The organism is Luteibacter rhizovicinus DSM 16549, assembly GCF_001887595.1.
Classification (GTDB): domain Bacteria; phylum Pseudomonadota; class Gammaproteobacteria; order Xanthomonadales; family Rhodanobacteraceae; genus Luteibacter; species Luteibacter rhizovicinus.
Genome location: NZ_CP017480.1, coordinates 1,835,646 through 1,856,746 on the forward strand (window position 1 = coordinate 1,835,646; position 21,101 = coordinate 1,856,746).

Genomic DNA, 21,101 nt, shown 5'->3' on the forward strand with positions numbered 1-21,101 from the left:
GACACACGCCCTTCTATCTGCAATCGCCGATTATGCCTCGCCGAACCATCGCGACACGTTACAAATCACGTCATCGGGAATCGCTTCTTCATCGGTCGCCCACGCAACGATGCCATCGGGTCGCACGAGCAGGGCGCGCAATCCCAGTCGATCGTTGACGTTGTTGGTATTGCTGCCGATGTACTCGACGCGATCGCCGAACTTCGCAAAGTCCTGCAGCGGTGCATGCGGGTCGAAGTCGAGGAAAAAGCCCTTGCCACTCCTGAGGTGTTCGTTCAGTCGGGTTCCATCCGCCAGCTCGACATCGGGGACGCTACGTCCTACCAGCGGATGATCGGATCCCAGGTCACAGCGGAGCGTCACCCCCGAGACGCGCCCCGCGAAATACGTCGCCCCATCACGCGTGTCGATCAGGTCGCGGACGATGGCTTCGAGTGCACGCGAACTCCGGCTCGGCCGCATCAGCGCCACCTGCGCGCGTGACCAATCCAGCACGCTCGCACCGACAGGATGTCGTTCTGCCGTGTAGGTATCCAGCAATCCCTCAGGTGCATCGCCTCGCAGCGTCGCGGCCAGCTTCCAACCGAGATTCATGGCGTCGCCGAGTCCAAGATTCAGGCCCTGACCGCCAAGAGGGGAGTGAATGTGTGCGGCGTCACCGGCGAGCAACACGCGTCCACGGCGATACGACGTCGCCTGGAAGGCGCGGTCGGTCCATGTCGTCGCCAGCCGAAGTGCCGTTACCGTGACGTCCGTCCCCGAGACGCGCCGAAGCACTCCCTGCACGTGTTCGAGCGAGATCGGCTGCATCCGGTGACACGCGCCGCCATCGAACTCGACCATCGCGACCGTTCCAGGCGCGCCGTAGGTGTACATCCCCGTCGGCGTGTAGTGGCGGCCGGGCCGAAGCGCATGCGGCTCGGCCAGCTCGACATCCACGGAGTAGCCGGTGAATTCCGGATCGGTACCGACGACGTCGAAACCGCCGGCCTTGCGCACCGTGCTGCGGCCGCCATCGCAACCGACGAGCCAACGCCCGCGAAACACGTCACCCGCCGCGGTGACGTGCACGCCCTCATCGTCCTGGTCGAGACCATCGACGCCAGCGCCGCGCCGGACATCTGCGCCCATCGCCACCGCCCGCGCCTCGAGCGTGAGCTCCAGGGACTCCATGGTGACCATCATGCTGGTGGCGGCCGCACCCGGCAGGCGCCAGGGCCACGCCGAGCGGTCGACCTGGTCCTCGTAGAACGAAATGCCGGCGAAATGGCCGGCCGGGCGTCGAGGCTGGTCCATCCAATGGGCGGCGCCCGCCGCGCCGGGACCGACGCCGTCTCGCCCCGGCTGGCGTGCCGCGATCTCATCCAGCATGCCGCGACGGTCGAATCCGTCGATCGACGGCGCGGAAAGGCCGCGCATGCCAAAGGGCAGGCGTTTCAGGGGAGACCGCGGATCGGCCTGCGCTTCCAGCACCAGCACGGAGCGTCCCGCCAGGCGCAATTCGCAGGCCAGGAACAGGCCGACCGGGCCCGCGCCGGCCACCACAACGTCGTAGATCAAGGCGATATCCTCGGGCCGGTGGCAGGCGCGCCACCCTCCAAATAGTTACACTGGGTGTAAGTTTCTACAAGGCACAGGGACAGATGTCAAAACCGGACGGGCTTCGGAACCAGAAAAAAGCGGAGACGCGCCAGGCGATATCCCACGTCGCCACACGCCTGTTCATCGAGCGCGGCTTCGACAACGTCTCGGTCGCCGAGGTGGCGCGCGAGGCCGGGGTGGCCCGGAAAACGGTATTCAACTACTTCCTGCGCAAGGAGGACCTGATCTTCGACCGCGAGGAAGAGGTTCGGGCCCTGGTGCGCGACGCGATCGCGGGACGCGGAGCGCAGTCCCCGGTGCGTGCGTTCGAAGCTGCCATGCGAGCCCTTGTGGACACGGGCCATCCGATCTTCCAGATGTCCGCCCGGCCGATTCAGTTCTGGCGAACCGTCGTGGTGAGTCCGTCGCTCACGACCTATGCGCGCGAGTTGCGGGTGACGCTGGGCGACGATCTCGCTGCGATGCTTGCCGATGCGCTGGGCCGGCCTCCCACCGATTCCGACGCGCGCCTCGCCGCGAGCATGCTGGTTTCCACCCTCGTGGTGGCGTATGGCGACGCGCTTCGTGCCTTTCGGGAGGGGCAGGATCCGGTGGCGGCGTTCGTGAGAGTGATGGAGCAGGGTTTCAAAGGCGTCGATGCCGCCCTCGCGCGGACACCTTATGTGTGAGATGTCGAACGACACGACGCTCGTTCGACGGGATAGGTAAGGCAAGGCAACCCGCCCGCCCGAAGGCTGATTCAGGAGACGTGCGCCATGACCATTACAATCACCGCATTCGAACATTCACCCGACGGTGGCAAGGGGCTCTCGCGTGACACCCGCGTCCGTTGGGCGCTGGAAGAAGTGGGGCAGCCGTATAACGTTCGCCCTCTTTCGTTCGAAGCGCTGAAGCAGTCCGCGCATGTGTGCATGAATCCCTTCGGACAGATCCCGACCTACGAGGAAGGCGATCTGTGCCTGTTCGAAAGCGGCGCCATCGTCTTCCACATCGCGGAACACTACGCGGGGCTGTTACCGAGCGATGGGAATGCACGCGCCCGGGCGATCATGTGGATGTTCGCCGCGCTCAATTCCGTCGAGCCATCGATTCTTGAAATCGTCGTCGTCAAGTTCGCGGAAGGCGACAAGCCCTGGTCGAAAGAGCGGATGCCCCTGGTCTTCGATCGTATCCGCCAGCGACTTCGTCCGCTCTCTGCCCGTCTGGGCGACGCCGAATGGCTCGATGGCGAGTTCAGCGCGGGCGACCTGATCATGGTGTCCGTGCTGCTCCGGTTGCGCATGTCGGGCATTCTGGACGAGTTCCCCAATCTGGCCGCCTACGTAGCGCGTGGCGAGGCGCGGCCGGCGTACCAGCGGGCCTTCGCCGCCCAACTGGCGCAAGCAACGGGTACTTAGGAGGCTCGGTAGTTATCCAGCGCCCAAGGCCCGGCGCCACCGAGGCATAAGGCAAGCAGGGCCGCCGCATAAAGCACGTCCGTTTCGTAACCCGGTTGACCGAAGTGCGCACCCGCCGCGTCATACGACAGCAACTTGATGGAACTGAATCCGTTCGGCAGATGCGCTGTCACCGTTGCGACCAGAAGCACGACGAGCATCGGCAACGCCGCCACCGGAATGAACGCCCCCAGCAGGACCAACAATCCGCCGACGACCTCGATACCTATCGTGGCCCAGCCGAGCACATCCGCGAACGGCATCCCCATCGCGTGGAGGATCGCGATGAAGGCATCGGGGCCGCGGGCGAGCTTCGCGTAGCCGTGTTCCACGAAGCCCAGGCCGACGATCAGTCGAAGGGGCACGGCGTGCCAACCGGGCGGTAACGTCCACGGCGCGGTGGTGAGTCGTGAAAGCAAGGATCGGTTCATGCGGGGTAGTTCGTGACAACGGTGATATCGGTTACACCGCCATCGAGCGATCAGCCGTAGCCTCTCACTGAGTCACTCCCCAGGAAGAAAAAGGTGGCCGCGCCCTGCACGCGGCCACCCATCTCCCCGCTTACTTACCTTCGGGAACGAGGTTAGCGAGCTTGCCCTTCTTGTCGAACTGGCAGGTGAAGTTCTTCTTGCCGTCCATGCCTGCGTCAGCGACGCCGGCGATGGAGTAGCCGGAGCCCGACTCGGCAGCCTGGATCGGCTGGAGTTGGATGTAGTCGTTCTTGACGTCGTACTTCTTTGCCGCGGCATCCAGGCAGCGGGTGGTCAGCTTGCCCGGGTCGGGACGGTCGGATGCGAAGGCGTTCGAGGCCAGGATCAGGCCGAGGGAACCGGCCAGCAGCAGGGCGGAATGGCGCATGGGTCTATCTCCGTACGAGGCACGAGGCCGGGGTTATTGCCGGATCGAGTGTGCCTTTCAATTCCTTGCGGCAGGATGAATTGGGCCGGCCGGGCATGGAGGGAGGCCTCACCCCCGCCCTGGCTTCCGGCTCGCCTTCTCTTGAAACATGAACAAAAGCAGTGACATAGCTCTCAGGTCAATGCGACGAAACAAAGGGCGAGGGCGTCAGCGCCGCCGGCATGGCGAAGTTCCGCTTCATGCGTTCCACCTCTTCCACCGGCGGTCTTCCGAACAAACGCCTGAATTCCCGGCTGAATTGCGACGCGCTCTCGTAGCCGACGGCAGCGGCTGCGGCGGCAGCGGTGGTGTGCTGGCGAAGCATCATCAACCGCGCCTGGTGCAGGCGAGTCGATTGCACGTAGCGCATCGGCGAGGTGCCTGTCATCGCACGGAAGTGTGCGTGGAAGGTGGGTGCGCTCATCGCCGCTTCGCTTGCCAGTTCGTCGATGCTGAGCGATTCCCCATAACGGCTATGGATCATCCGGATCGCGCGCGCGACCATCCCGAACTTGCCTTGCTGCGCCAACGCCGCGCGTAACGACCCACCCTGCGCACCGGAGAGGATCCGGTAATAGATCTCGCGTACGAGTGCCGCGCCGAGCAGCTCGCCTTCCGGCGGGCTCGCCAGCGCCTCGAGCAGGCGCAGTACCGATGCCGCCAGCGCGTCTTCCATGGGCGAGGCATACAGTCCGCGCGGAGCCGCCGCCGATGCGCCGTGGTGCTCGTCAATCTGCAGGCAGAGTTCGGCGGCCATCGCATGATCGAGACGGAAATTGATCGCCAGCAACGGTTCCTCTGCCGTGGCGTCCGTCTCCATGGTGAAGGGGACGGGCACGGACACCACGAGGTAGTGCTGCTCGTCGTAGACGAAAACCTCGTCGCCCAGGAGGCCGCGCTTGCGTCCCTGCACGACGATGACGATGCCGGGCTCATAGAGCACGGGCGTACGGCTCAACGGTCGGTCGGCACGAAGTAGGCGCACGTCCGGCAACGGCGTCAGGGTGTAGCCCTCCGCCGGCGCGAGGGCGCGGAGGAGACCGATCATGCGGCGGCGGACGAGCGTATCCATGCGTCCACTCTCCAGCTTCAGAGGCGCCTCTGCAAGCGCTACTCATAGGATCAGGCAATTACGCCATATGACAGGCCATGGGGCCCAACGCACCGGAAGCCTACGATGGCCACCTGTCCAGACCAGGAGGCTATCCATGAGCAGCAAGACCCTTTTCATCACCGGCGTCAGCAGTGGCTTCGGCCTGGCATTGTCCCGGGAGGCCTTGTCCGTCGGCCATCGAGTGATCGGCACCGTTCGCAACGAGGAAGCACGCCGTGCCTTCGAGGCGCTGCACGAAGATCACGCGAACGCCATCCTGCTGGACGTTACCGACATTGATGCGATTCCGACCGCGGTTGCCGATGCGGAGACGCGCTTCGGTCCGGTCGACGTGCTCGTGAACAACGCGGGATACGGTCACGAAGGCATCTTCGAGGAGTCGCCGCTCGACGAGATGCGTCGCCAGTTCGAGGTGAACGTGTTCGGCGCCGTGGCGGTCACCCAGGCCTTCGTGCCGCGATTCCGTGAGCGTCGCCGCGGACACATCGTCAATATCACCTCGATGGGCGGCTTCATCACGATGCCCGGGATCGCGTACTACTGCGGCAGCAAGTTCGCGCTCGAGGGCATCAGCGAGGTGCTCAGCAAGGAGCTGAAGCCGTTCGGCGTACACGTCACCGCCGTCGCGCCGGGCAGCTTTCGTACGGATTGGGCAGGACGGTCGATGCAGCGCTCGCCGCGTAGCATCGCCGACTACGACGCCATCTTCGATCCGATCCGTAAGGCGCGGGAAGAGAAGAGTGGCAAGCAGCTCGGCGATCCGGCAAAGGCAGCGAAGGCCATCCTGACCCTGGTCAGCCTGCCCGAGCCGCCGGCGCATCTTCTGCTCGGCAGCGATGCGCTGACTCTCGTGCGCGAAAAACTCGTCGCCATGGTGGCTGATATCGACACATGGGAGATCCTGACGCGATCGACCGACGGCTGACGCGTTATCGCTCGGTGGCGTGCATCAACATGGGCAGGACGATCGCTTCGATCCTGTCCGCCATCTCCTCGGCCGATACGCGATCGCGCATCGTCAGCCAGAGGCGGGCCGCGCCGAAGATGGCCCACGCCGCCGTGGTGAACACCAGTTCCGGGTCGACGCCTGGCACGACCTGATGCTGGCCGGATCCTTCGCGGAAGATGTCTTCCACCACCGCGATGATGGAATCTTCCAGCGGCATCTTGCCGAGCCCGCCCGGACATCCCGGTGACGCCGCCAGGTAGTCGCATACACCGAGCGCGATGGCCCGGAGTCCACCCTCGCAGCTGTTGAACGACAGTCCGCGCCGCTCGACCAGGTCGCGGAAGCGCGCTGCCGCCATGGCCTGCAGCAGGCTGCTCTTGTCCGGATAGTGCAGATAGAACGTGGCGCGATTCAGCGTCGCCTCGTCGGCGATGTCCTGGACCGAGATCTCTTCGAACGACTTCTGGGTCAGCAACCGGGCAAGCGCATCGATGAGCATGCGACGACTGCGCAGGATGCGCGGGTCGATCTTCTGCACGGCGGGCAGGCTGGCGGGCACGGAAGGGGTCATTGGGCTCAAGGATACCGGCATAGGCACCCGACGTCTAAGCGACACTTGTCTATTACATGCAGCAGACATATGCTGTGTAAACGTCATTTGTCTATTAGGAGCCAAGCCATGTCCACGCTACTGCACATCGATTCCAGCCCGATGCTCGAAAATTCCGTCACCCGGCAGCTGTCCGCGGCGTTCGTGGACCAGTGGGTCGCCGCCAACCCCGGCGGTCGCGTGCTGACGCGTGACCTCTACGCCACGCCGATTCCCCCCATCGATGCGTCGTGGGTCAATGCCGTGCGCACGCAGGCGGACCAGCGGTCGGATGCGCAAACCCAGACGCTGGCGCTCTCGGATGCGCTGATCGCCGAACTGGAAGAGGCCAACGAATACGTGTTCGCCGTGCCGATGCATAACTTCGGGGTGCCCGCGATCTTCAAGCTGTGGATCGACCAGGTGGTGCGCGCCCAGCGCACGTTCTCGTATGGCGACGGGACGACGCCAGCGGGCCTGCTCACGGGCAAGAAGGCGACCTTCATCGTCGGCACCGGTGGCCCCCAGAGGGACGAATACAACTTCGTCGGCCCCTATCTGCAGACCATGTTCGGCTTTCTCGGGGTGACGGATGCCACCTTGCTCACCGTGAACGGAACCATGGCGCTCAACTTCGGCGCCGATCGGGAGGCGTTCATGGCGCCGCACCTGGAGACGGCCGCGGTACTCGCGCGCGCATAACGCTGGTTTGGAGCCTGGACTGCCCGCTACAGGGGCAGTTCCTCGCCGGCCTGTTCGCGGACGATGTACTCCGCGTACCAGTCCGGCCAGTTCTCGTCGTGTTTGCCGCCCGTGCGCTTCTCGTGCTCACCGTGTGCGGCACCCGCCCGCCGCAAGGCCGCTGCGAGGTCTTGCGACGAACGGAACGTCGTGGCGGCCTCTACCCGGCCGGGCGCACGCTGCGTGATTTCCTGGAACAACCAGCCATTGCCGTCCGGATCCTGGAACGAGGCAAAGGAGCGATAACTGCTACGTGCCGGATCGACGCCGCCAATCCGTACCCGCCCGAAGAGATAGGGCTCGTCAGTCCCGGCATATACGCCAGCCGCATCGTGGAACACGTCGCTGATCGGTACGCCGCGATCGAGCAACTCCTGACGAGCCGCTTCGATATCGGAAACGATCAGGTAGAGGCCTTGCGCCGAACCGGGAGCGGCGGCGGTGACGTTCTTGCCGAAAATCACGGAGCAGCCAGACCCCGGCGGCGTGAACTGGATGACGCGAAAGTAGCCGTCGTCGGAAGGGTAATCGGCATCCAGTCGCCATCCCAGATCGCCGTAGAAGCGCTTGGCACGATCGACGTCGGCGACGGGAATGACGACGATCTCGAGTTTCATGTCCACACCAGCGTTAGCGTTCATGACAACCTCCGCCACTCAATTGCCACATTCTCGTCGTTGTCCGACCCCGATTTATTGCAACGATGAGCGCCCGTTTCCCATGAATGGCTTACCGATGTTGATGCAGACGCTTCGTGCCCTGGTCCTTTCACTTGCCGTCGGCTCAGCCTTCGCCGCGCCCGTCGATACGCGCTTGCAGGCATCCCTCGACCGCATCGCCAGCGAGGCGCGCCCGGGCACGCTCGGTATCGTCGTCATGGATCCTTCAACCGGAAAGTCGATCAAGGTGAACGACGGCCGCAGCTACCTGATGATGAGCGCGTTCAAGGCGCCCATCGCCGCCGCGGTGCTGGCGCGCGTCGACAGCGGCGAACTGAAGCTCGATCAAAAAGTTCACCTGGTCCCGGCGGACATCGTCCCCGGCTCGGCCGTACCGTCGCTCGGCAAGCGGCTCGAGGCCGGTCCACTGGATGTGTCCGTTGAAGAAGTCCTTCGTGCCGCGGTGACCCAGAGTGACAACACGGCCGTCGACGCACTGCTCCGGTTGCTTGGCGGCGGTCATGCAGCCACGGCGTTCCTCGAGAGCAAGGGCGTTCACGGCATGCGCATCGACATGGGCGAGCGCGAGCTGAGCCTGATGTTGAACGGTCTCAAGCCTGGCGAGCAGCCTGTCGCCGGCGAGTCCGACGAAGCAGCCAACGCGCGCGAGAAGAAGGGCTTCCAGGCGGTGCTGGCCAGCAAGGTCGACTCGACGACCCTCGATGCTGCCGCGACCTTCCTCGACAAGCTCCAGTCCGGCGCGCTGGTGTCGTCATCGTCGACAAACATGTTGCTCGGCATGATGACGGCGCAGGTCATTCCCAACCGCGTTCGTGCGGGGCTGCCCGTTGGCTTCCAGCTGGCCGACAAAACGGGTACCGCCGGAACCTACGACGACCGCCTGGGCGCGTGGAACGACATGGGTATCGTCACCGCACCGAATGGTCGTCGCATGGTCGTCGCCGTCTTCCTGAGCGATTCGCCTGCGAAACCGAAACAGGCCGACGCATGGTTCGCGGAAATCGGGAAGGCCGTGGCTGCGTCGATGCAGTGAGACCCGATATAGTCGGGGCCTCACGCATTCCGGGATAGGCCCATGAAAACGTCGTTCGTCCTTCGTACGATCTTGCAGACATGCGTTCTCGCCGCGACGGTAGTCGCAAGTGGTGCCAGCGCCCAGAGTGCTCCCGCCAAGCCGCCCGCCATCGAAGCCTTCGGCAAGGGCGTACAGATCTACACCTGCAAGGCCGTCGCAGCGAATTACGCCTGGACGCTGAAAGCACCCGAGGCGACGTTGAGCGACGTCAAAGGCAACGTCATCGGCAAGCACTTCGCGGGGCCGAGCTGGCAGGCGAACGATGGCAGCACGGTGGTCGGCGAAGCGTTGAACGCGTCGCCGTCACCGGACACCGGCGCCATTCCCTGGCTCGTCATTCATGCGAAGTCGACGACAGGCAGTGGCGTGCTGAGCAAGGTCGCGTATGTCGTGCGTACGCGCACGGAGGGCGGCGTGGCACCTGCGACGGGTTGCGATGCCAGTCACGCCGACGCGGAGGTTCGCGTGCCTTATAGCGCGGTGTACCTTTTCTTTCCGGGTTAGGGACCGGCAACCGCCACATAGGCCTCGGCAAGCCGGACCCCGGCGCGTTTGAGGTTCGCCTCCGATACGCCGGCGTAGCTCAGTACCAAGGTGACGTGATCCGGTGGTATCCGGTGAAAGCGTTCGGCGGAGCGGACGCGTACGCCGCGCTTCAGTGCCTCGGCCATCAGTGCGCCGGTGGCACTGCGCGGCAGCCGGGGCAAGTGGATGAATAGCGATCCGCCCGCCACCGATCCGGTGACTGTCATGGTGTCGCCGAGACGCTCGTGTAGCGCACCATGCAATAGGCGGTGACGAGGAGCCAGGCCATGCGCGATACGTCGCAGATCGCGCAGATACTGGCCGCTGCCGATGCACGCAGCGAGCACGTGCTGTTGCATCGAGATGCTGCCACGATCGGCCAGCCACTTCACCGCCAGGAAGCGCTCACGCAGCGCGCGCGGCACCAGCATGTAACCGAGCTGCAAGGCGGGAAACATGGAGCGTGCAAAGCTGCTGACGTGGATCACCCGGCCGTGGCGATCCAGCGACCACAACGACGGCGAGGTGCGCACGCCGAAACGGTGCTCGCAATCGAAGTCGTCCTCCACCAGGCACGCATCGTTCGCGTAGGCCCACTGCAGAAGCGCCCTGCGTCGATCCTCGGTCATGACGACGCCGGTCGGGAACTGGAAGGAGGGGGCCACGTTGACCAGCCGCACGCCATCCAGCGTCGCCGCGTGGCGATCGATGTCCATACCGTCAGGGCCGACCGTACACGGGACGATCCGCGTTCCCACCGCTTCATAGGTGTGGCGGACGCTCCAGTGGCAGGGTTCTTCCACGCCGACGATGTCACCTTCGTCGAGCAGGACGCGGGCGATGAGATCGCGTGCCTGCTGCGCGCCGCTGACGATAAGAATGTCGTCCGGGTCGACCTCCATGGCGCGCTCGACGCTCAGATACCCGGCCACGGCCTTGCGCAGATCGATAGCGCCTTGCAGCTCGGGGAAGTCGGGCACGTGGCGACGGCGCAGCAACGCTGTCAGGTTCTGCACCCATGCCTTGAGGCTACGCGGGTCTGACGCTACGCGAGGTTGCGCAAGATCGATCACGTTGTCCTCGGGCGCGGACGCTTCCAGCATCGGTGCGGCAGGCAGTTCGGCCCGCTGGGCCAGGCGAGACAAGCGCACCTCTCCCGGCGCCTCGCTCTGTTCCTCAGCGCGTGCCTCGCGTGCCGACACGGCGGCGGGTCGAGCACTCACGTACGTGCCGCTGCCCGAGCGCGAGTCAAGGTAGCCCTCGCTTTCCAACTGGTCGTAAGCCATCAGCACGACCGTGCGGGAAACGCCCAGGGCAACGGCCATCGAGCGGCTTCCGGGCAGGCGCGCGCCCACCTGGAAGCGCCCTGAATCGATATCCCGCCCGATCGACTCGGCGACCTGGACGTACATGGGATCGTCGGCTTTCCCCCGTTCCGGCATCCGGGGCTCACGCGACAGTTCGAAGTGGTCACATCGGAAAAGCTCGCGACCGGTCATTTACGACTCCCCCTTGCCCTGAACATCATCGCGTCTACGCAGGCTGAACTGACCAAGGATGCATCAAAATGAAGCGCTTTTTGTTGACCGCGCCCAGGCTGTTGGCGCTGATCGGTTGCATGGCGTGTCCGGGACTGGCGAGCGCCCATGGTATCGACGATCACAGCAGTGATCCGGCCTACGCCAGGTACTACCACCAGCAGGTCAACTGGGGCGGTTGCCCACCCTCGCTGTTCACCGATGGCAGCACCATCCAGTGCGCCTTGATCACGGTACCCGTCGACTGGGCAGACCCCCGCCAGGGCGATATCACCATCGGAATTTCCAGGCCGCTCAACCCGCAGCCGTATACCCGCCTGCTGTTGGTGAACGCCGGTGGCCCGGATAACTCCAGCGCTTCGCAGGCGGAGATGCTGGAGCAGTTGCAGCCCCAGGTCATGGTCGATCACCTGGTGGTCGGCGTCGATCTGCGTGGCATTACCGACGGTACCGGTACCCAGGTGAGCTGTGACTACGCGTCGCGCACTGGTGCCGAGAATTTCATGGACGGCGACAGCCGCAACCCGACCGCGGCCAGCTTGCGGGCGCAGCAGACCTGGTGGAACCGGTCGATGCGTACCTGCCTGCAGCAACATGCCGCCTTCCTGAAAGGTATCAGCACACCCAACCACGTTCGCGACCTGAACCTCGTGCGGGCCGTGTTGGGCTTTCGTCGTGCCGACCTGATGGGTATCTCGAGCGGGAGCAGCCTGATGGCGTATGCGGACCGCATGTTCCCCGACACCTTCGATCGCGTCGTGCTCGACAGCAACATGAACTGGGTGCACCTGGACTGGGAACGGCAATCGTTGAAGCGCATCGCGATGGACCAGCTGAACATCCAGCAGGCCTTCATCCCGTTCATCTCACGCCACGACGACCAGTTCCACATGGGTACGACGCCGCAGAACGTGTTGACGACGTTCCAGCAGATTTACCAGGCGACCTCGCAGCACCGCATGGGCAGCGTCACGCCGGACCAGGCACTGGGTGCGTTGGACGGCACGGGCATGTGGGTGTTCTGGGATCTGCTGGTCTCGCCGTCGCTGGGCGCGATGTCACAGGCACTGGATGGCGATCCGGCGCACATCGCAGCCGCCGAGCAGATGGCGGCGGCCACCTATGCCGACCTGCGCGTGCTGCCCAGTTTCAACCCGATGCAGTTCGCCCTGCAGTGCAACGACTCCGGCTCCACCGATCCGCGCAGCATCAACCAGAAGATCGCGGACGTACGTACCTATTGGGCCATCGGTGCATCCACCTTGATCGACAACTGCGAGAACTGGCCGTGGCAGCCTGTGCTCGATCGCGTGCTGGAAGCGCGCACGACGGTGCATGCCTTGATGTTGCAGGACGAATTCGACCCGTCCACGCCGTACTCGGAAGCGCTGAAGGATCGCCTGGATAGCGGTAATGCCTCGCGGATGGTGCTGGTCAACAACGCGACGACGCACGGCGTCATGTATGACGACAACGCCTGCACCCGCAGCACGGAGTTTGCTTATCTGAACGCCGGTGTCATGCCGGTCAGGGATGTGGTCTGCCAGGCCCAGCCGATGCACTCGTTCGCCATGCAGGACACCGTGACGTATGAATACGGTTACCCGGCATCGGGTGCGTGGTTGCCGCGACCGCCACCGGTCCAGCAGGTGAGCTGGTTGTTGGTTCCCTGAGCGTCAGACCGAACGGATCGCGACCACGGGGGGCACTTTGGCTGCATAGGAAGCCGGCCCCCATACCGCCAGCTGGCCAAGCACCCACAGCACGAGGGCGCCGAGCAGCGGCACGTAGAACGGCATGAGCTGAAGTGGGTAGACCTTCATCAGCTCGACATTCGCAAGTACCGCGAGAGCGATGCCGAGGATCACACCCGCGCTGACGATCACGAAGTTCTCGGCGTGGAAGTAGCGCAGGATGTCACCGGCGGTAGCACCGAGAGAGCGGCGAATCCCGATCTGCATGCGCCGCTGGCTGACCCAGAAGCTGCTCAGTCCCACGATGCCGCCTGCTGTAGCCAGCAACAGCAATCCGCAGACGACACTCAACAACGTCGCGACGCTGCGGTCCGTCGCATAGGCGTGCTGGCGTGCCTCGGCAAGGGTAACGACACCCTGCTTCGGGTCGACGATGCGCATGCCACCACGCGGTTCGAGCGACTTCAACGCGGCGGCGATCACGGGTGCCATGGCGGTCGATTGGGTACGCACCAGATAAACCACGCTCTCCGGATCGCTCGAGCGGGCCGGGATCAGCAGGCTGTCGTCGTCCAGGGTGTGTGTCGTGGTGAGAGGCGACTGGAGGCTGGCAAGGATGCCAATAATCGTCGTCGGCCCACCCGGGAGATAAACCGTCTTGCCGAGAGCCGAGCTGTCCGGAAAGAGCTTGCCTGCGAGGCTTCGCGTGATGATGACGCCCGGGGCAGCCATCGCGCCATCAGGATGGATCGTGGTGATCTCATCGGGATGGAAATTACGCCCCTCTTCCAATACGACACCCAGGGTAGGGATGGCGTGGTCATCGGCGAGGTAGACGATGCCCAGCGGCGGGCGAGTGGTCTGATCCGCCTGGAGCTTCAGACCCGCCAGGCGGACGCCATAGTTCTCCAGTGGGTAGGCCTGGCTCGAGAACACGTCACGCACGCCCGAGACATGACGCAACGCGTCCAGGTCCGCGCGGATGTTGGCATCGATCTGTGTCGCGGTCAGCCCGCTCTTCCACCCGCTACGAATCGCGAAGAGGTGCGACTCATCCGTTCCGGACGGCCGGGAAATGTGGACGACGCGGGTCGCTACGATGAAGAATGCATTCGACGCGACGGCCAGCGTCAGTGCCACCTGCAGCACGATGAGCACGGTGGAGACCTTATGCCGGGTCAGCGCCGAAAGAATCGGGCGCAGTTGCATGAGTGCGCGGGTCAGTGCCATGTCAGCGTCCTCACGGATTGATCTTGATCTGCCAGGCGGGCTCGGTCTGCGCCGCCCGCCAGGTCGGGTACAGCGCGGAAACTACCGTGGCCGCGACCGACAGGAGCACGGTCAATCCGACGAGCGATGCATCGACGCTTACCAGTCGCGCGATATTCGGCTCGAAGAGTCCTCCGATGCCCCAGAGTCCCAGCAAGGTCAGCGCCACGCCGGCGAGGCCGCCGACGAAGCCCACGCTGGCTCCCTCGATGAGAAACTGGCGGTACACGGACGCGCGCGATGCGCCCAGCGCGCGTCGGATGCCGATCTCGGGCGCCCGCCGCATGAACCGGGCGAGCATGAGACCGACGACATTCACCAGCACGATAAGCAGGAAGCTGGCAGACACCAGCATGGACAAGGACGATGCCTTGGGTGTGATGCGCAGATAGGCCATCCAGTCCACCAAGTCATGCAGATCGACATTCGGTGGCCAGGCAAACCTGCCGAGACGCTGCTGCTCTTCAGCGTAATGGCGCAGGTACTCGCGGTAGCTCACGACATCCGCGGCCGTCGGCAGCTCGACCCAGGCGGCGATACGCTCGCATTCGCCGTGAAGGTACGCGTCCCAGTTCGCTGTATCCACGGCGCCGGAATCCACCGGGCAGTTGGAGTACTTGCTGTCCTTCTTCATATCGGTCGCGCGAGTGAACGGAATATAGACATCGCCCACATCGTCGAACGCGCCCGCAGCTCCAACAACGGCGGTGTCGAAGAAGCGCGGTTTGGGATTCCAGTCGTCGAGGACGCCGGCCACCTGGAAGGCCTTCCCGTCGAGGCGAAGCACCTGACCGACGCTGTTCCGACCACTGAACAGTTTCTCGTTCAAGGCCCCACTGATCACAACGACGGAGGCGTGGCCGGTGTCGTCGTGCGGCGCCCAGCCGCTACCAAACCGGAACGGCACGTCGAACATCGGGAAAAAGTCGGCGGTGACGGCATCGCCGGTCATCGACAGGGCGGGGATCGACGGATCGTTGGACTCGACGCCCCACTTGGTCGGATAGACCAGGGCTTGCCGTTTTGCCTTGCCCGCCTGCCAGAGCGCCACCGCATCGGTATAGCTCAGCATCTCGGGTGGCTGGCCCTGAAACGTGTGCGCCGGCCCGGCGTTGTCGATCTGTGGCGCATACAGTCGCGAAGACCGGGCGGGAAGCGGGTCGCTGGTGGTCGCGCGGAATACCGCATACGAGACCATGCAGGCCGAAACACCAAAGGCCAGTAAGGCGACAACGAGTGCCGTCAGTGCCTTGCTTCGCCTGCTACTGCGCAACGCGAGTGCGACGTAGTGTGCCCACATAGACAGTGCCTTCCCTGGGTTCCCAGCGCGCATGTTGCACAGGACTCCTGCCCTATTTCAACCGGCTGAGTGCCTATGGCTCCGTGGTGTGAGTTCACCCTACAATCGCGGCACACCAAGGGATGGCCGCAGGGGGCTTCATGTGGTCGCGAGTCGGAATGCGTAGCATCCCTTCCTGGACCCCGGTGTCATGACTCGACCCTCCGAATCATCCGGGGTTCTCGGTGACACGGCAGCACGGAACTACTCACGCAAGTTGAGCCAGTTCAATGCGTTCGCCGAGCCGGAACTCCGCCAGTCGATCGCTAGCCTGCCGTTGCAGAGGGGCATGCGCGTGCTCGACGCAGGGTGTGGCGCGGGAGATGCGCTCGACTGGCTGCGTGCCGGCGTCGGCGACGAAGGGATGGTCATGGGTATCGATCTTTCGGCAGCGCATACGGTAGTCGCCCGCGCGGTCGCACCCGCCGAAGCCCTCGTGATACAGGCGGATCTGCTCTCGCCTCCCTTGGCGGGCGAGACCCTGGATCTCATCTGGTCGGTCAATACCGTCAACCACTTCAACGACCCCGTCGCTGGCTTGAAAGTCCTCGCACGCCTGCTTCGTCCCGGCGGGCGCATGGCGGTGGGGCAAAGCTCGCTGTTGCCGGACATGTATTTTGCGTGGGACGCCAGGCTCGAGAGGTTGGTGAACGACGCGGTTCGCCAGTACTACCGCGTTCGTTATCAGGTCAGTGAGCGCGACATGACGGGTGTTCGATCCCTCGTCGGGTTGATGCAACGGTCCGGGCTACGCGACATCACCGTGCGTACGGTCATGATCGAACGGACCTGGCCGCTGCGCCCCGCGGACGAGAGCTACCTTCTGGAGACGATCTTCCAGAACACGTGGGGCGAAAGACTGCGACCGTATCTGTCGAGCGAGGATTTCGACGCCCTTGCGCGACTGTGCGACCCCGAGCATCCCGAGTTCGCGCTTCGCCGCCCGGATTTCCATTTCCTGCAGAGCTTCACGCTGGCCGTCGGTGCGGTGGAAACGCCCTAGCGCCGGGCCGATTCGCGCGGCGAATGGCCATAGAGTGCTTTGTATGCGCGACTGAACGCGGCTTCGGATCGGTAACCGACGCTCAGCCCCACCTGGCCCACCCGTGCGCCACTCTTGCTTAAGAGCTCCCGGGCGAGCGCCAGGCGCCACTCGTTCGAGTAGCGTTGCGGCGACTGGCCGACCAGCGCGGTGAAGCGCTCGTAGAAGCTCGATCGCGACATGCCCGCGACGCCAGCCAGGGCGTCGATGCTCCAGCGCTCGCGGGGATGCTCGTGGATCGCCTTGATCGCACGGGCGATGCGCGCATCGATCAGTCCGCCGAGCCAGCCGGTCGTGTTGCCCTGATGGACCCAGCTGCGAAGTGTGCGTATCACCACCAGGTCGATCAGCCGGGAAACCATCAAAGCGGCGCCCGCCTGATGGTCGGCCGCCTCCGCCAGCATGAAGCCAACGATGGGCTTGAGCCACGCGCCGCAGTCCTCCTCGCGGACATGGATCCGGGGCGGTAGCGCCAGCGCCGTGCCATGGCGACTGTCGGGATCGAACCAGAAGCTGCAGTCGATGATGGTCGCTGGCGTTGCCATCGTCACGAGACGTACGCCCCCGGGCCCGTGAGGCAGCAGGAGAAGCTCGTTTGCGCGCACCTGCATGGTCGCCTGACCCTCGGCATGGACCGCGAGTGCTCCTTCCTTGATCACGATGACGTGCGCCATCGCCGGGTCGAGCTGGACGACGTGGCCTGTCGGCAGGAACTTCGACGTGACCTTGTCTCCGGTGAGGCGAAGTTGGGCGAGCACGTGTGAAAGCAGATCCGCCGACGGCGAGGTGCCTGCCTCGTCGTCCGGATGAATCGTCAAGTCTTTCGGATGCCCTGTCATGGTTCGCTTTCTCGTCGGAAGGTATATCTGTGCGGCGCGCAAAAACTATCACGCCAAACAGGATCTCTTGATGAAACTCTTTTACTCGGCGGCGGCCCTTGCCGTCGCCTTGGCCCTGGCCGCTCCCGTGGCAGCGAGCGCTGCCACGGCCAAGAACGTCGTGCTGGTGCATGGCGCGTTCGCCGGTCCTTCAAGCTGGGACAAGGTCGCCGTGATCCTTCGCAAGAAGGGTTTCACGGTCAGCGAGGTGGCTATCCCGATGACGTCGCTGGAAGCCGATGTGGCCGCGACCCGTGAGGTGCTGGAATCGCAGAAGGGCCCGACGGTCCTGGTGGGCCACTCATGGGGCGGCGTGGTGATTGGCGAAGCCGGCGACAATCCGAAGGTGAAGGCGCTGGTCTACATCGCCGCGTTTGCTCCCGACAAGGGCGAGAGTGTGCAGACGCTCTCCAGCAACGGCCCGCCGACGGAAGGGCAGAAGGAAGTGCATCCGGACGCGAAGGGCTTTCTTTCCATCGATCCTGCTGCGTTCCCGCGTGTCTTCGTCGGCGACGTGCCCGCGGCCGAAGGGGCGGCTCTGGCCAAGGCACAGATGCCGATCAGCGCGACGGCCTTCGGCACGCCGGCCTCGATCGCTGCATGGCACAGCAAGCCGACCTACTATGCGATCTCCGGCAACGACATGATGATTCCGCCCCAGGCGGAGACACTCTTCGCACAGCGCATGAAGGCGACGACGGTGACGATTCCGTCCAGCCATGCCTCGCCGGTATCGCATCCGGCCGAGGTCGCTGCGTTGATCGAGCAGGCTGCCAAGTAACGATCGGTTCCAGCACTACGGCATACGATGTCGCGGTGCTGGAACCTCAGGAGACATCTGTTTATGCGCTGCATGGATCGACTCAAACAGCTGGGGTTTGTACTCCCCCCGCCACTACCTGCCCTTGGCTCGTACAACGTGGTCACCGCGTCCGGTAACCAGGTATTCGTTTCGGGCCTTGGACCGATCAAGGATGGCGAGCCCGTGACGGGCCTCGTCGGTGGCGACATGAGCCTGAGCGACGCACAGGACGCCGCGAGAATGACGATGTTGCTGATCCTTGCCAGTCTCGAGAAGAGCTATGGCCTGGATAGCATCAAGCGCTGTCTTCGCCTGACGGTGTATGTGCGGTCCGAAGCCTCGTTCACCGCCCACCCCAAGGTCGCCGATGGGGCGAGTGGCCTGCTTCGCGACCTCTTCGGGGCCGAACTGCTCCCCGCGCGGAGTGCCATCGGCGTGTCGTCCCTGCCGATGGGGATACCTGTCGAGATCGACAGCATTTTCGAACGGCATTATTGATAGCGCGCAAGAACGAAGGTCGTCGGCGAATTGCCATAGCCTGCGAGGATAATCTTGCCATCGCTTTGTATGGCGAGCCCTTGGGCACCAGCGTTTGCGCTGCCGACGGGCGTGATCACCGGTCCGAAGCTGTAGTCCTGATTGCCGAACGAGTCGTAGCGATTCAAGGTGAACTGACGGTAGCTACCTGCCGTGGAGTAGCCGCCGACGATGATTCCTCCGTTGGCGTCGATAGCGACATCCCTGCCGATCGCGTCACCGCTACCGATGGCCGTAAGGACCTTGCCGGTACCGGATCCAAAGCTGCTATCCAGTGCGCCGGTACTTGTGTAGCGAACGGCCGCAAAACGGTAGTAACCGTTGTTCGTGCTGGCGCCGTAGCCGGCGGCGACGATCTTGCCATCGCCTTGAATTGCCAACGCCGAGACGTGGTCGGCCGCGCCGGCACCCACGCTGGTCAGGACTTTACCGCCGGCACCGAACGTGGTGTCCAGCGCGCCATTCGTGGAGTACCGCGTCAACGCGAACACGTAGCCAGAGTTCGTCGCAGACCCGGCTAGCACGGGTTTGCCGTCAGCCTGAATGACAATGCCGACGGCGGTGGAAGAGCTGGTACCGATCGCCGTGGTGACTTTACCCGTGCCGCTTCCGAAGCTGAAGTCCAACGTCCCGCCGCTGGTAAGACGCGCGAGCGCAAAGTCAGAGCCTGCGTAGCCCGCCACCCAGATCGAGTCACCCTTGACGGCCACGGCGAAGGCCTCCGAGATTCCCGCGGAGAAACTGACGGTCGCCTTGCCCGCGCTGCCAAAGGTGCCGTCCAGCGAACCGTCCGTGTTGTAGCGATAAAGGGTGAAGTTGCGGGTGGAGGTGAAGTTCGGGCACGAGGTGCCTGCAACGACGATCTTCCCATCGTCCTGCAGGGCGAGCGCCCGCGCCTGTCCCGGGCAGCTGCCAGGCGGTGAGGTAACGACCGTGCCCGTGCCATTGAAGCTCGTATCCAGCGCGCCACTCGTTGTATGGCGTGCCATGACAAAGTCACCGAGGGAGTCCTGGCCAACGGTGACAATCCGTCCGTCGGGTTGGATCGCCACCCGAGCGGCGGCACCATAACTGCCGAAGGCAGCGGTCGCGATGCCTGCCGAGCCGAACGTGGGGTCCAGCGATGCGGCCTGGGCGGGTGCCGCAAAGGCGCCGATGGCGCCGATGGCCATGCCAAACGATATCTTCATCGTGTTGCTGATCACTACGTCTTCTCCCTGTTGAGCGTGGTCAGATGGCCAGCATCATCGCCAGATAAGCCGCCGGCTGTCTGTCGGGGAACCCTTACGCCGAAAGTGGGATCCTGAGTGTCCGAAGAGGCCCGTGGTCCCGGTTCTTCACGTCGCTTGGGGCCGAAGTTGGCGCTATGTGCCGGAAAATGTGAAAATTATCGGTCGATGGCGGTCCTCGCCACGCCACTGACCCACTGACTATCTTGAAGACCCCCCAAGGCCTGCAGCCGTTGATCGACGACGGCATCATCGATGACGTGCTCCGACCCCTGAAAAGCGGCAAGGAGGCGGCTGTCTACGTCGTCCGTAGCGGCGGCGATGTCCGCTGCGCCAAGGTCTACAAGGACATGGCGCACCGTAGCTTCCAGCAGCGCGTGCAGTATCAGGAAGGCCGCAAGGTCGGCAGCAGTCGCGAGGCCCGTGCGATCGGCAAGGGCAGCAAGTACGGCCGCAAGCAGCAGGAAGTCGCCTGGAAGAACGCCGAGGTCGACGCGCTCTATCTGCTGCGCGACGCCGGCGTCCGCGTGCCTGAGCCGTTCGGCTACTTCCATGGTGTGCTGGTGATGGAGCTGGTCACGGACGCCGACGGCCTCTCCGCACCCCGCCTGGGCGAGGTCGATGTCAGCGCCGAAGACGCTCGGGCATACCACGCGATCCTGGTGCGGCAGGTCGTGCTGATGCTGTGCGCCGGTCTGATTCATGGCGATCTTTCCGCCTACAACGTCCTCATCGGGCCGGATGGCCCGGTGGTGATCGATTTTCCGCAGGTGGTCAGCGCGGCGGGCAACAATGCGGCGCGCACTATGCTGCTGCGTGACGTTAACAACCTCACTGCTTACCTTGGGCGTTCGGCACCTGAGTTGCTGGACACGTGGTATGGCGAGGAGATGTGGGCGCTGTTCCAGGCCGGTGAACTGCGTGCCGATACGGAACTGACGGGGCATTTCGAGCCGGATGAGTCTGAGGTCGACCTCGATAGCATTCGGCAGTCGATTAATGATGCTCGGGAAGAGGCGTTGATTCGTCAGCAGGGGCGTGAGGCGGCGGAAGAGGACTAGGATCGCGGCAACGGCCGATTGTCCACGGCGATATGCCGATATCGAAGCTCGATACCGGGACATCCGCGACGCCCCTTCAGATCGCAGCGTTCTCGATCGCCTGC

Annotated in this window: 22 protein-coding genes; 11 read left to right on the forward strand and 11 right to left on the reverse strand. The window is 64.2% G+C overall.

Annotated features, from left to right (window positions below; all coding sequences use genetic code 11):
- Positions 1 to 30 precede the first annotated feature (30 nt).
- Complete coding sequence (locus tag BJI69_RS08325; RefSeq protein WP_046969396.1) at positions 31 to 1,560, reverse strand: FAD-dependent monooxygenase; 1,530 nt, start codon at positions 1,558 to 1,560, stop codon at positions 31 to 33.
- Positions 1,561 to 1,643: 83 nt separating this feature from the next.
- On the opposite strand from BJI69_RS08325, the gene BJI69_RS08330 reads away from it, so the two are divergent.
- Positions 1,644 to 2,270 (forward strand): TetR/AcrR family transcriptional regulator, encoded by a 627-nt coding sequence (locus BJI69_RS08330; protein WP_046969397.1) that lies wholly within the window; start codon positions 1,644 to 1,646, stop codon positions 2,268 to 2,270.
- 87 nt (positions 2,271 to 2,357) lie between these two features.
- Positions 2,358 to 2,999: a glutathione S-transferase family protein gene (locus BJI69_RS08335; protein WP_046969398.1), complete on the forward strand. Its 642-nt coding sequence runs from the start codon at positions 2,358 to 2,360 to the stop codon at positions 2,997 to 2,999.
- On the opposite strand, the gene BJI69_RS08340 is transcribed toward BJI69_RS08335, so the two are convergent.
- The 3 genes from BJI69_RS08340 to BJI69_RS08350 all read right to left on the reverse strand — a co-directional run bounded on the left by BJI69_RS08340 (position 2,996) and on the right by BJI69_RS08350 (position 5,007).
- Positions 2,996 to 3,469, reverse strand: coding sequence for a DoxX family protein (locus tag BJI69_RS08340; protein WP_052767376.1), 474 nt, complete (start codon positions 3,467 to 3,469; stop codon positions 2,996 to 2,998). The genes BJI69_RS08335 and BJI69_RS08340 overlap by 4 nt on opposite strands.
- A 130-nt stretch (positions 3,470 to 3,599) precedes the next feature.
- Complete coding sequence (locus BJI69_RS08345) at positions 3,600 to 3,896, reverse strand: hypothetical protein (protein ID WP_046969399.1); 297 nt, start codon at positions 3,894 to 3,896, stop codon at positions 3,600 to 3,602.
- A 178-nt stretch (positions 3,897 to 4,074) separates the two neighbouring features.
- Complete coding sequence (locus tag BJI69_RS08350; protein WP_046969400.1) at positions 4,075 to 5,007, reverse strand: AraC family transcriptional regulator; 933 nt, start codon at positions 5,005 to 5,007, stop codon at positions 4,075 to 4,077.
- A 136-nt stretch (positions 5,008 to 5,143) separates the two neighbouring features.
- Here BJI69_RS08350 and BJI69_RS08355 point away from each other — a divergent pair, with 136 nt between their 5' ends.
- Positions 5,144 to 5,974: an oxidoreductase gene (locus BJI69_RS08355; protein ID WP_046969401.1), complete on the forward strand. Its 831-nt coding sequence runs from the start codon at positions 5,144 to 5,146 to the stop codon at positions 5,972 to 5,974.
- A gap of 4 nt (positions 5,975 to 5,978) precedes the next feature.
- Here the strand turns inward: BJI69_RS08355 and BJI69_RS08360 are convergent, their stop codons facing one another.
- The gene (locus tag BJI69_RS08360) at positions 5,979 to 6,569 is read right to left on the reverse strand and encodes a TetR/AcrR family transcriptional regulator (RefSeq protein WP_046969402.1); all 591 of its coding nucleotides are present in this window, start codon (positions 6,567 to 6,569) and stop codon (positions 5,979 to 5,981) included.
- Between the two features lie 108 nt (positions 6,570 to 6,677).
- On the opposite strand from BJI69_RS08360, the gene BJI69_RS08365 reads away from it, so the two are divergent.
- A complete protein-coding gene (locus BJI69_RS08365) occupies positions 6,678 to 7,289 on the forward strand; it encodes an FMN-dependent NADH-azoreductase (protein ID WP_046969403.1) in 612 nt (203 codons plus the stop codon).
- Between the two features lie 26 nt (positions 7,290 to 7,315).
- Here BJI69_RS08365 and BJI69_RS08370 read toward each other — a convergent pair whose 3' ends face one another.
- Positions 7,316 to 7,969 carry a VOC family protein gene (locus BJI69_RS08370; protein WP_046969404.1) on the reverse strand — a complete coding sequence of 218 codons (654 nt, stop codon included), beginning with the start codon at positions 7,967 to 7,969 and terminating at the stop codon, positions 7,316 to 7,318.
- 79 nt (positions 7,970 to 8,048) lie between these two features.
- Here BJI69_RS08370 and bla point away from each other — a divergent pair, with 79 nt between their 5' ends.
- Together bla and BJI69_RS08380 are read left to right on the forward strand one after the other, a co-directional pair.
- A complete protein-coding gene (gene bla / locus BJI69_RS08375; protein ID WP_046969405.1) occupies positions 8,049 to 9,041 on the forward strand; it encodes a class A beta-lactamase in 993 nt (330 codons plus the stop codon).
- A 42-nt stretch (positions 9,042 to 9,083) separates the two neighbouring features.
- Complete coding sequence (locus BJI69_RS08380; protein WP_046969406.1) at positions 9,084 to 9,587, forward strand: DUF3455 domain-containing protein; 504 nt, start codon at positions 9,084 to 9,086, stop codon at positions 9,585 to 9,587.
- Here BJI69_RS08380 and pdxR read toward each other — a convergent pair.
- Positions 9,584 to 11,107 (reverse strand): MocR-like pyridoxine biosynthesis transcription factor PdxR, encoded by a 1,524-nt coding sequence (gene pdxR, locus BJI69_RS08385; protein ID WP_244465339.1) that lies wholly within the window; start codon positions 11,105 to 11,107, stop codon positions 9,584 to 9,586. The genes BJI69_RS08380 and pdxR overlap by 4 nt on opposite strands.
- A gap of 68 nt (positions 11,108 to 11,175) precedes the next feature.
- On the opposite strand from pdxR, the gene BJI69_RS08390 reads away from it, so the two are divergent.
- Positions 11,176 to 12,819, forward strand: coding sequence for an alpha/beta fold hydrolase (locus tag BJI69_RS08390; RefSeq protein ID WP_046969407.1), 1,644 nt, complete (start codon positions 11,176 to 11,178; stop codon positions 12,817 to 12,819).
- 3 nt (positions 12,820 to 12,822) lie between these two features.
- On the opposite strand, the gene BJI69_RS08395 is transcribed toward BJI69_RS08390, so the two are convergent.
- Together BJI69_RS08395 and BJI69_RS08400 are read right to left on the reverse strand one after the other, a co-directional pair.
- The gene (locus BJI69_RS08395; RefSeq protein WP_052767378.1) at positions 12,823 to 14,070 is read right to left on the reverse strand and encodes an ABC transporter permease; all 1,248 of its coding nucleotides are present in this window, start codon (positions 14,068 to 14,070) and stop codon (positions 12,823 to 12,825) included.
- A 10-nt stretch (positions 14,071 to 14,080) separates the two neighbouring features.
- Positions 14,081 to 15,409 carry an ABC transporter permease gene (locus tag BJI69_RS08400; protein ID WP_046969408.1) on the reverse strand — a complete coding sequence of 443 codons (1,329 nt, stop codon included), beginning with the start codon at positions 15,407 to 15,409 and terminating at the stop codon, positions 14,081 to 14,083.
- Positions 15,410 to 15,599: 190 nt separating this feature from the next.
- On the opposite strand from BJI69_RS08400, the gene BJI69_RS08405 reads away from it, so the two are divergent.
- Positions 15,600 to 16,451 (forward strand): class I SAM-dependent methyltransferase, encoded by an 852-nt coding sequence (locus BJI69_RS08405; protein ID WP_078023105.1) that lies wholly within the window; start codon positions 15,600 to 15,602, stop codon positions 16,449 to 16,451.
- On the opposite strand, the gene BJI69_RS08410 is transcribed toward BJI69_RS08405, so the two are convergent.
- Positions 16,448 to 17,329 carry an AraC family transcriptional regulator gene (locus BJI69_RS08410; protein ID WP_046969409.1) on the reverse strand — a complete coding sequence of 294 codons (882 nt, stop codon included), beginning with the start codon at positions 17,327 to 17,329 and terminating at the stop codon, positions 16,448 to 16,450. The two genes, BJI69_RS08405 and BJI69_RS08410, sit on opposite strands and share 4 nt — an antisense overlap.
- 70 nt (positions 17,330 to 17,399) lie before the next feature.
- Between BJI69_RS08410 and BJI69_RS08415 the strand changes: the two genes are divergently transcribed.
- Together BJI69_RS08415 and BJI69_RS08420 are read left to right on the forward strand one after the other, a co-directional pair.
- Positions 17,400 to 18,149, forward strand: a complete 750-nt coding sequence (locus BJI69_RS08415; RefSeq protein ID WP_052767380.1) for an alpha/beta fold hydrolase — start codon at positions 17,400 to 17,402, stop codon at positions 18,147 to 18,149.
- 72 nt (positions 18,150 to 18,221) lie between these two features.
- Entirely contained in the window at positions 18,222 to 18,668 is a 447-nt protein-coding gene (locus tag BJI69_RS08420) for a RidA family protein (protein ID WP_211258546.1), read from the forward strand.
- On the opposite strand, the gene BJI69_RS08425 is transcribed toward BJI69_RS08420, so the two are convergent.
- Positions 18,662 to 19,912, reverse strand: coding sequence for a delta-60 repeat domain-containing protein (locus BJI69_RS08425; protein WP_046969411.1), 1,251 nt, complete (start codon positions 19,910 to 19,912; stop codon positions 18,662 to 18,664). The two genes, BJI69_RS08420 and BJI69_RS08425, sit on opposite strands and share 7 nt — an antisense overlap.
- Positions 19,913 to 20,142: 230 nt before the next feature.
- On the opposite strand from BJI69_RS08425, the gene BJI69_RS08430 reads away from it, so the two are divergent.
- On the forward strand, positions 20,143 to 20,997 hold the full coding sequence (locus BJI69_RS08430; RefSeq protein ID WP_046969412.1) for a PA4780 family RIO1-like protein kinase: 855 nt from the start codon (positions 20,143 to 20,145) through the stop codon (positions 20,995 to 20,997).
- The last annotated feature ends 104 nt before the right edge of the window (positions 20,998 to 21,101 follow it).

What these genes read in the sequence shown, in the direction of transcription:
- BJI69_RS08330 (WP_046969397.1), top strand. Translation starts at nt 1,644, where the DNA reads ATGTCAAAACCGGACGGGCTTCGGAACCAGAAAAAAGCGGAGACGCGC.
- BJI69_RS08335 (WP_046969398.1), top strand. Translation starts at nt 2,358, where the DNA reads ATGACCATTACAATCACCGCATTCGAACATTCACCCGACGGTGGCAAG.
- BJI69_RS08340 (WP_052767376.1), bottom strand. Translation starts at nt 3,469, where the DNA reads ATGAACCGATCCTTGCTTTCACGACTCACCACCGCGCCGTGGACGTTA.
- BJI69_RS08345 (WP_046969399.1), bottom strand. Translation starts at nt 3,896, where the DNA reads ATGCGCCATTCCGCCCTGCTGCTGGCCGGTTCCCTCGGCCTGATCCTG.
- BJI69_RS08350 (WP_046969400.1), bottom strand. Translation starts at nt 5,007, where the DNA reads ATGGATACGCTCGTCCGCCGCCGCATGATCGGTCTCCTCCGCGCCCTC.
- BJI69_RS08355 (WP_046969401.1), top strand. Translation starts at nt 5,144, where the DNA reads ATGAGCAGCAAGACCCTTTTCATCACCGGCGTCAGCAGTGGCTTCGGC.
- BJI69_RS08360 (WP_046969402.1), bottom strand. Translation starts at nt 6,569, where the DNA reads ATGACCCCTTCCGTGCCCGCCAGCCTGCCCGCCGTGCAGAAGATCGAC.
- BJI69_RS08365 (WP_046969403.1), top strand. Translation starts at nt 6,678, where the DNA reads ATGTCCACGCTACTGCACATCGATTCCAGCCCGATGCTCGAAAATTCC.
- BJI69_RS08370 (WP_046969404.1), bottom strand. Translation starts at nt 7,969, where the DNA reads ATGAACGCTAACGCTGGTGTGGACATGAAACTCGAGATCGTCGTCATT.
- bla (WP_046969405.1), top strand. Translation starts at nt 8,049, where the DNA reads ATGAATGGCTTACCGATGTTGATGCAGACGCTTCGTGCCCTGGTCCTT.
- BJI69_RS08380 (WP_046969406.1), top strand. Translation starts at nt 9,084, where the DNA reads ATGAAAACGTCGTTCGTCCTTCGTACGATCTTGCAGACATGCGTTCTC.
- pdxR (WP_244465339.1), bottom strand. Translation starts at nt 11,107, where the DNA reads ATGACCGGTCGCGAGCTTTTCCGATGTGACCACTTCGAACTGTCGCGT.
- BJI69_RS08390 (WP_046969407.1), top strand. Translation starts at nt 11,176, where the DNA reads ATGAAGCGCTTTTTGTTGACCGCGCCCAGGCTGTTGGCGCTGATCGGT.
- BJI69_RS08395 (WP_052767378.1), bottom strand. Translation starts at nt 14,070, where the DNA reads ATGGCACTGACCCGCGCACTCATGCAACTGCGCCCGATTCTTTCGGCG.
- BJI69_RS08400 (WP_046969408.1), bottom strand. Translation starts at nt 15,409, where the DNA reads ATGTGGGCACACTACGTCGCACTCGCGTTGCGCAGTAGCAGGCGAAGC.
- BJI69_RS08405 (WP_078023105.1), top strand. Translation starts at nt 15,600, where the DNA reads ATGACTCGACCCTCCGAATCATCCGGGGTTCTCGGTGACACGGCAGCA.
- BJI69_RS08410 (WP_046969409.1), bottom strand. Translation starts at nt 17,329, where the DNA reads ATGACAGGGCATCCGAAAGACTTGACGATTCATCCGGACGACGAGGCA.
- BJI69_RS08415 (WP_052767380.1), top strand. Translation starts at nt 17,400, where the DNA reads ATGAAACTCTTTTACTCGGCGGCGGCCCTTGCCGTCGCCTTGGCCCTG.
- BJI69_RS08420 (WP_211258546.1), top strand. Translation starts at nt 18,222, where the DNA reads ATGGATCGACTCAAACAGCTGGGGTTTGTACTCCCCCCGCCACTACCT.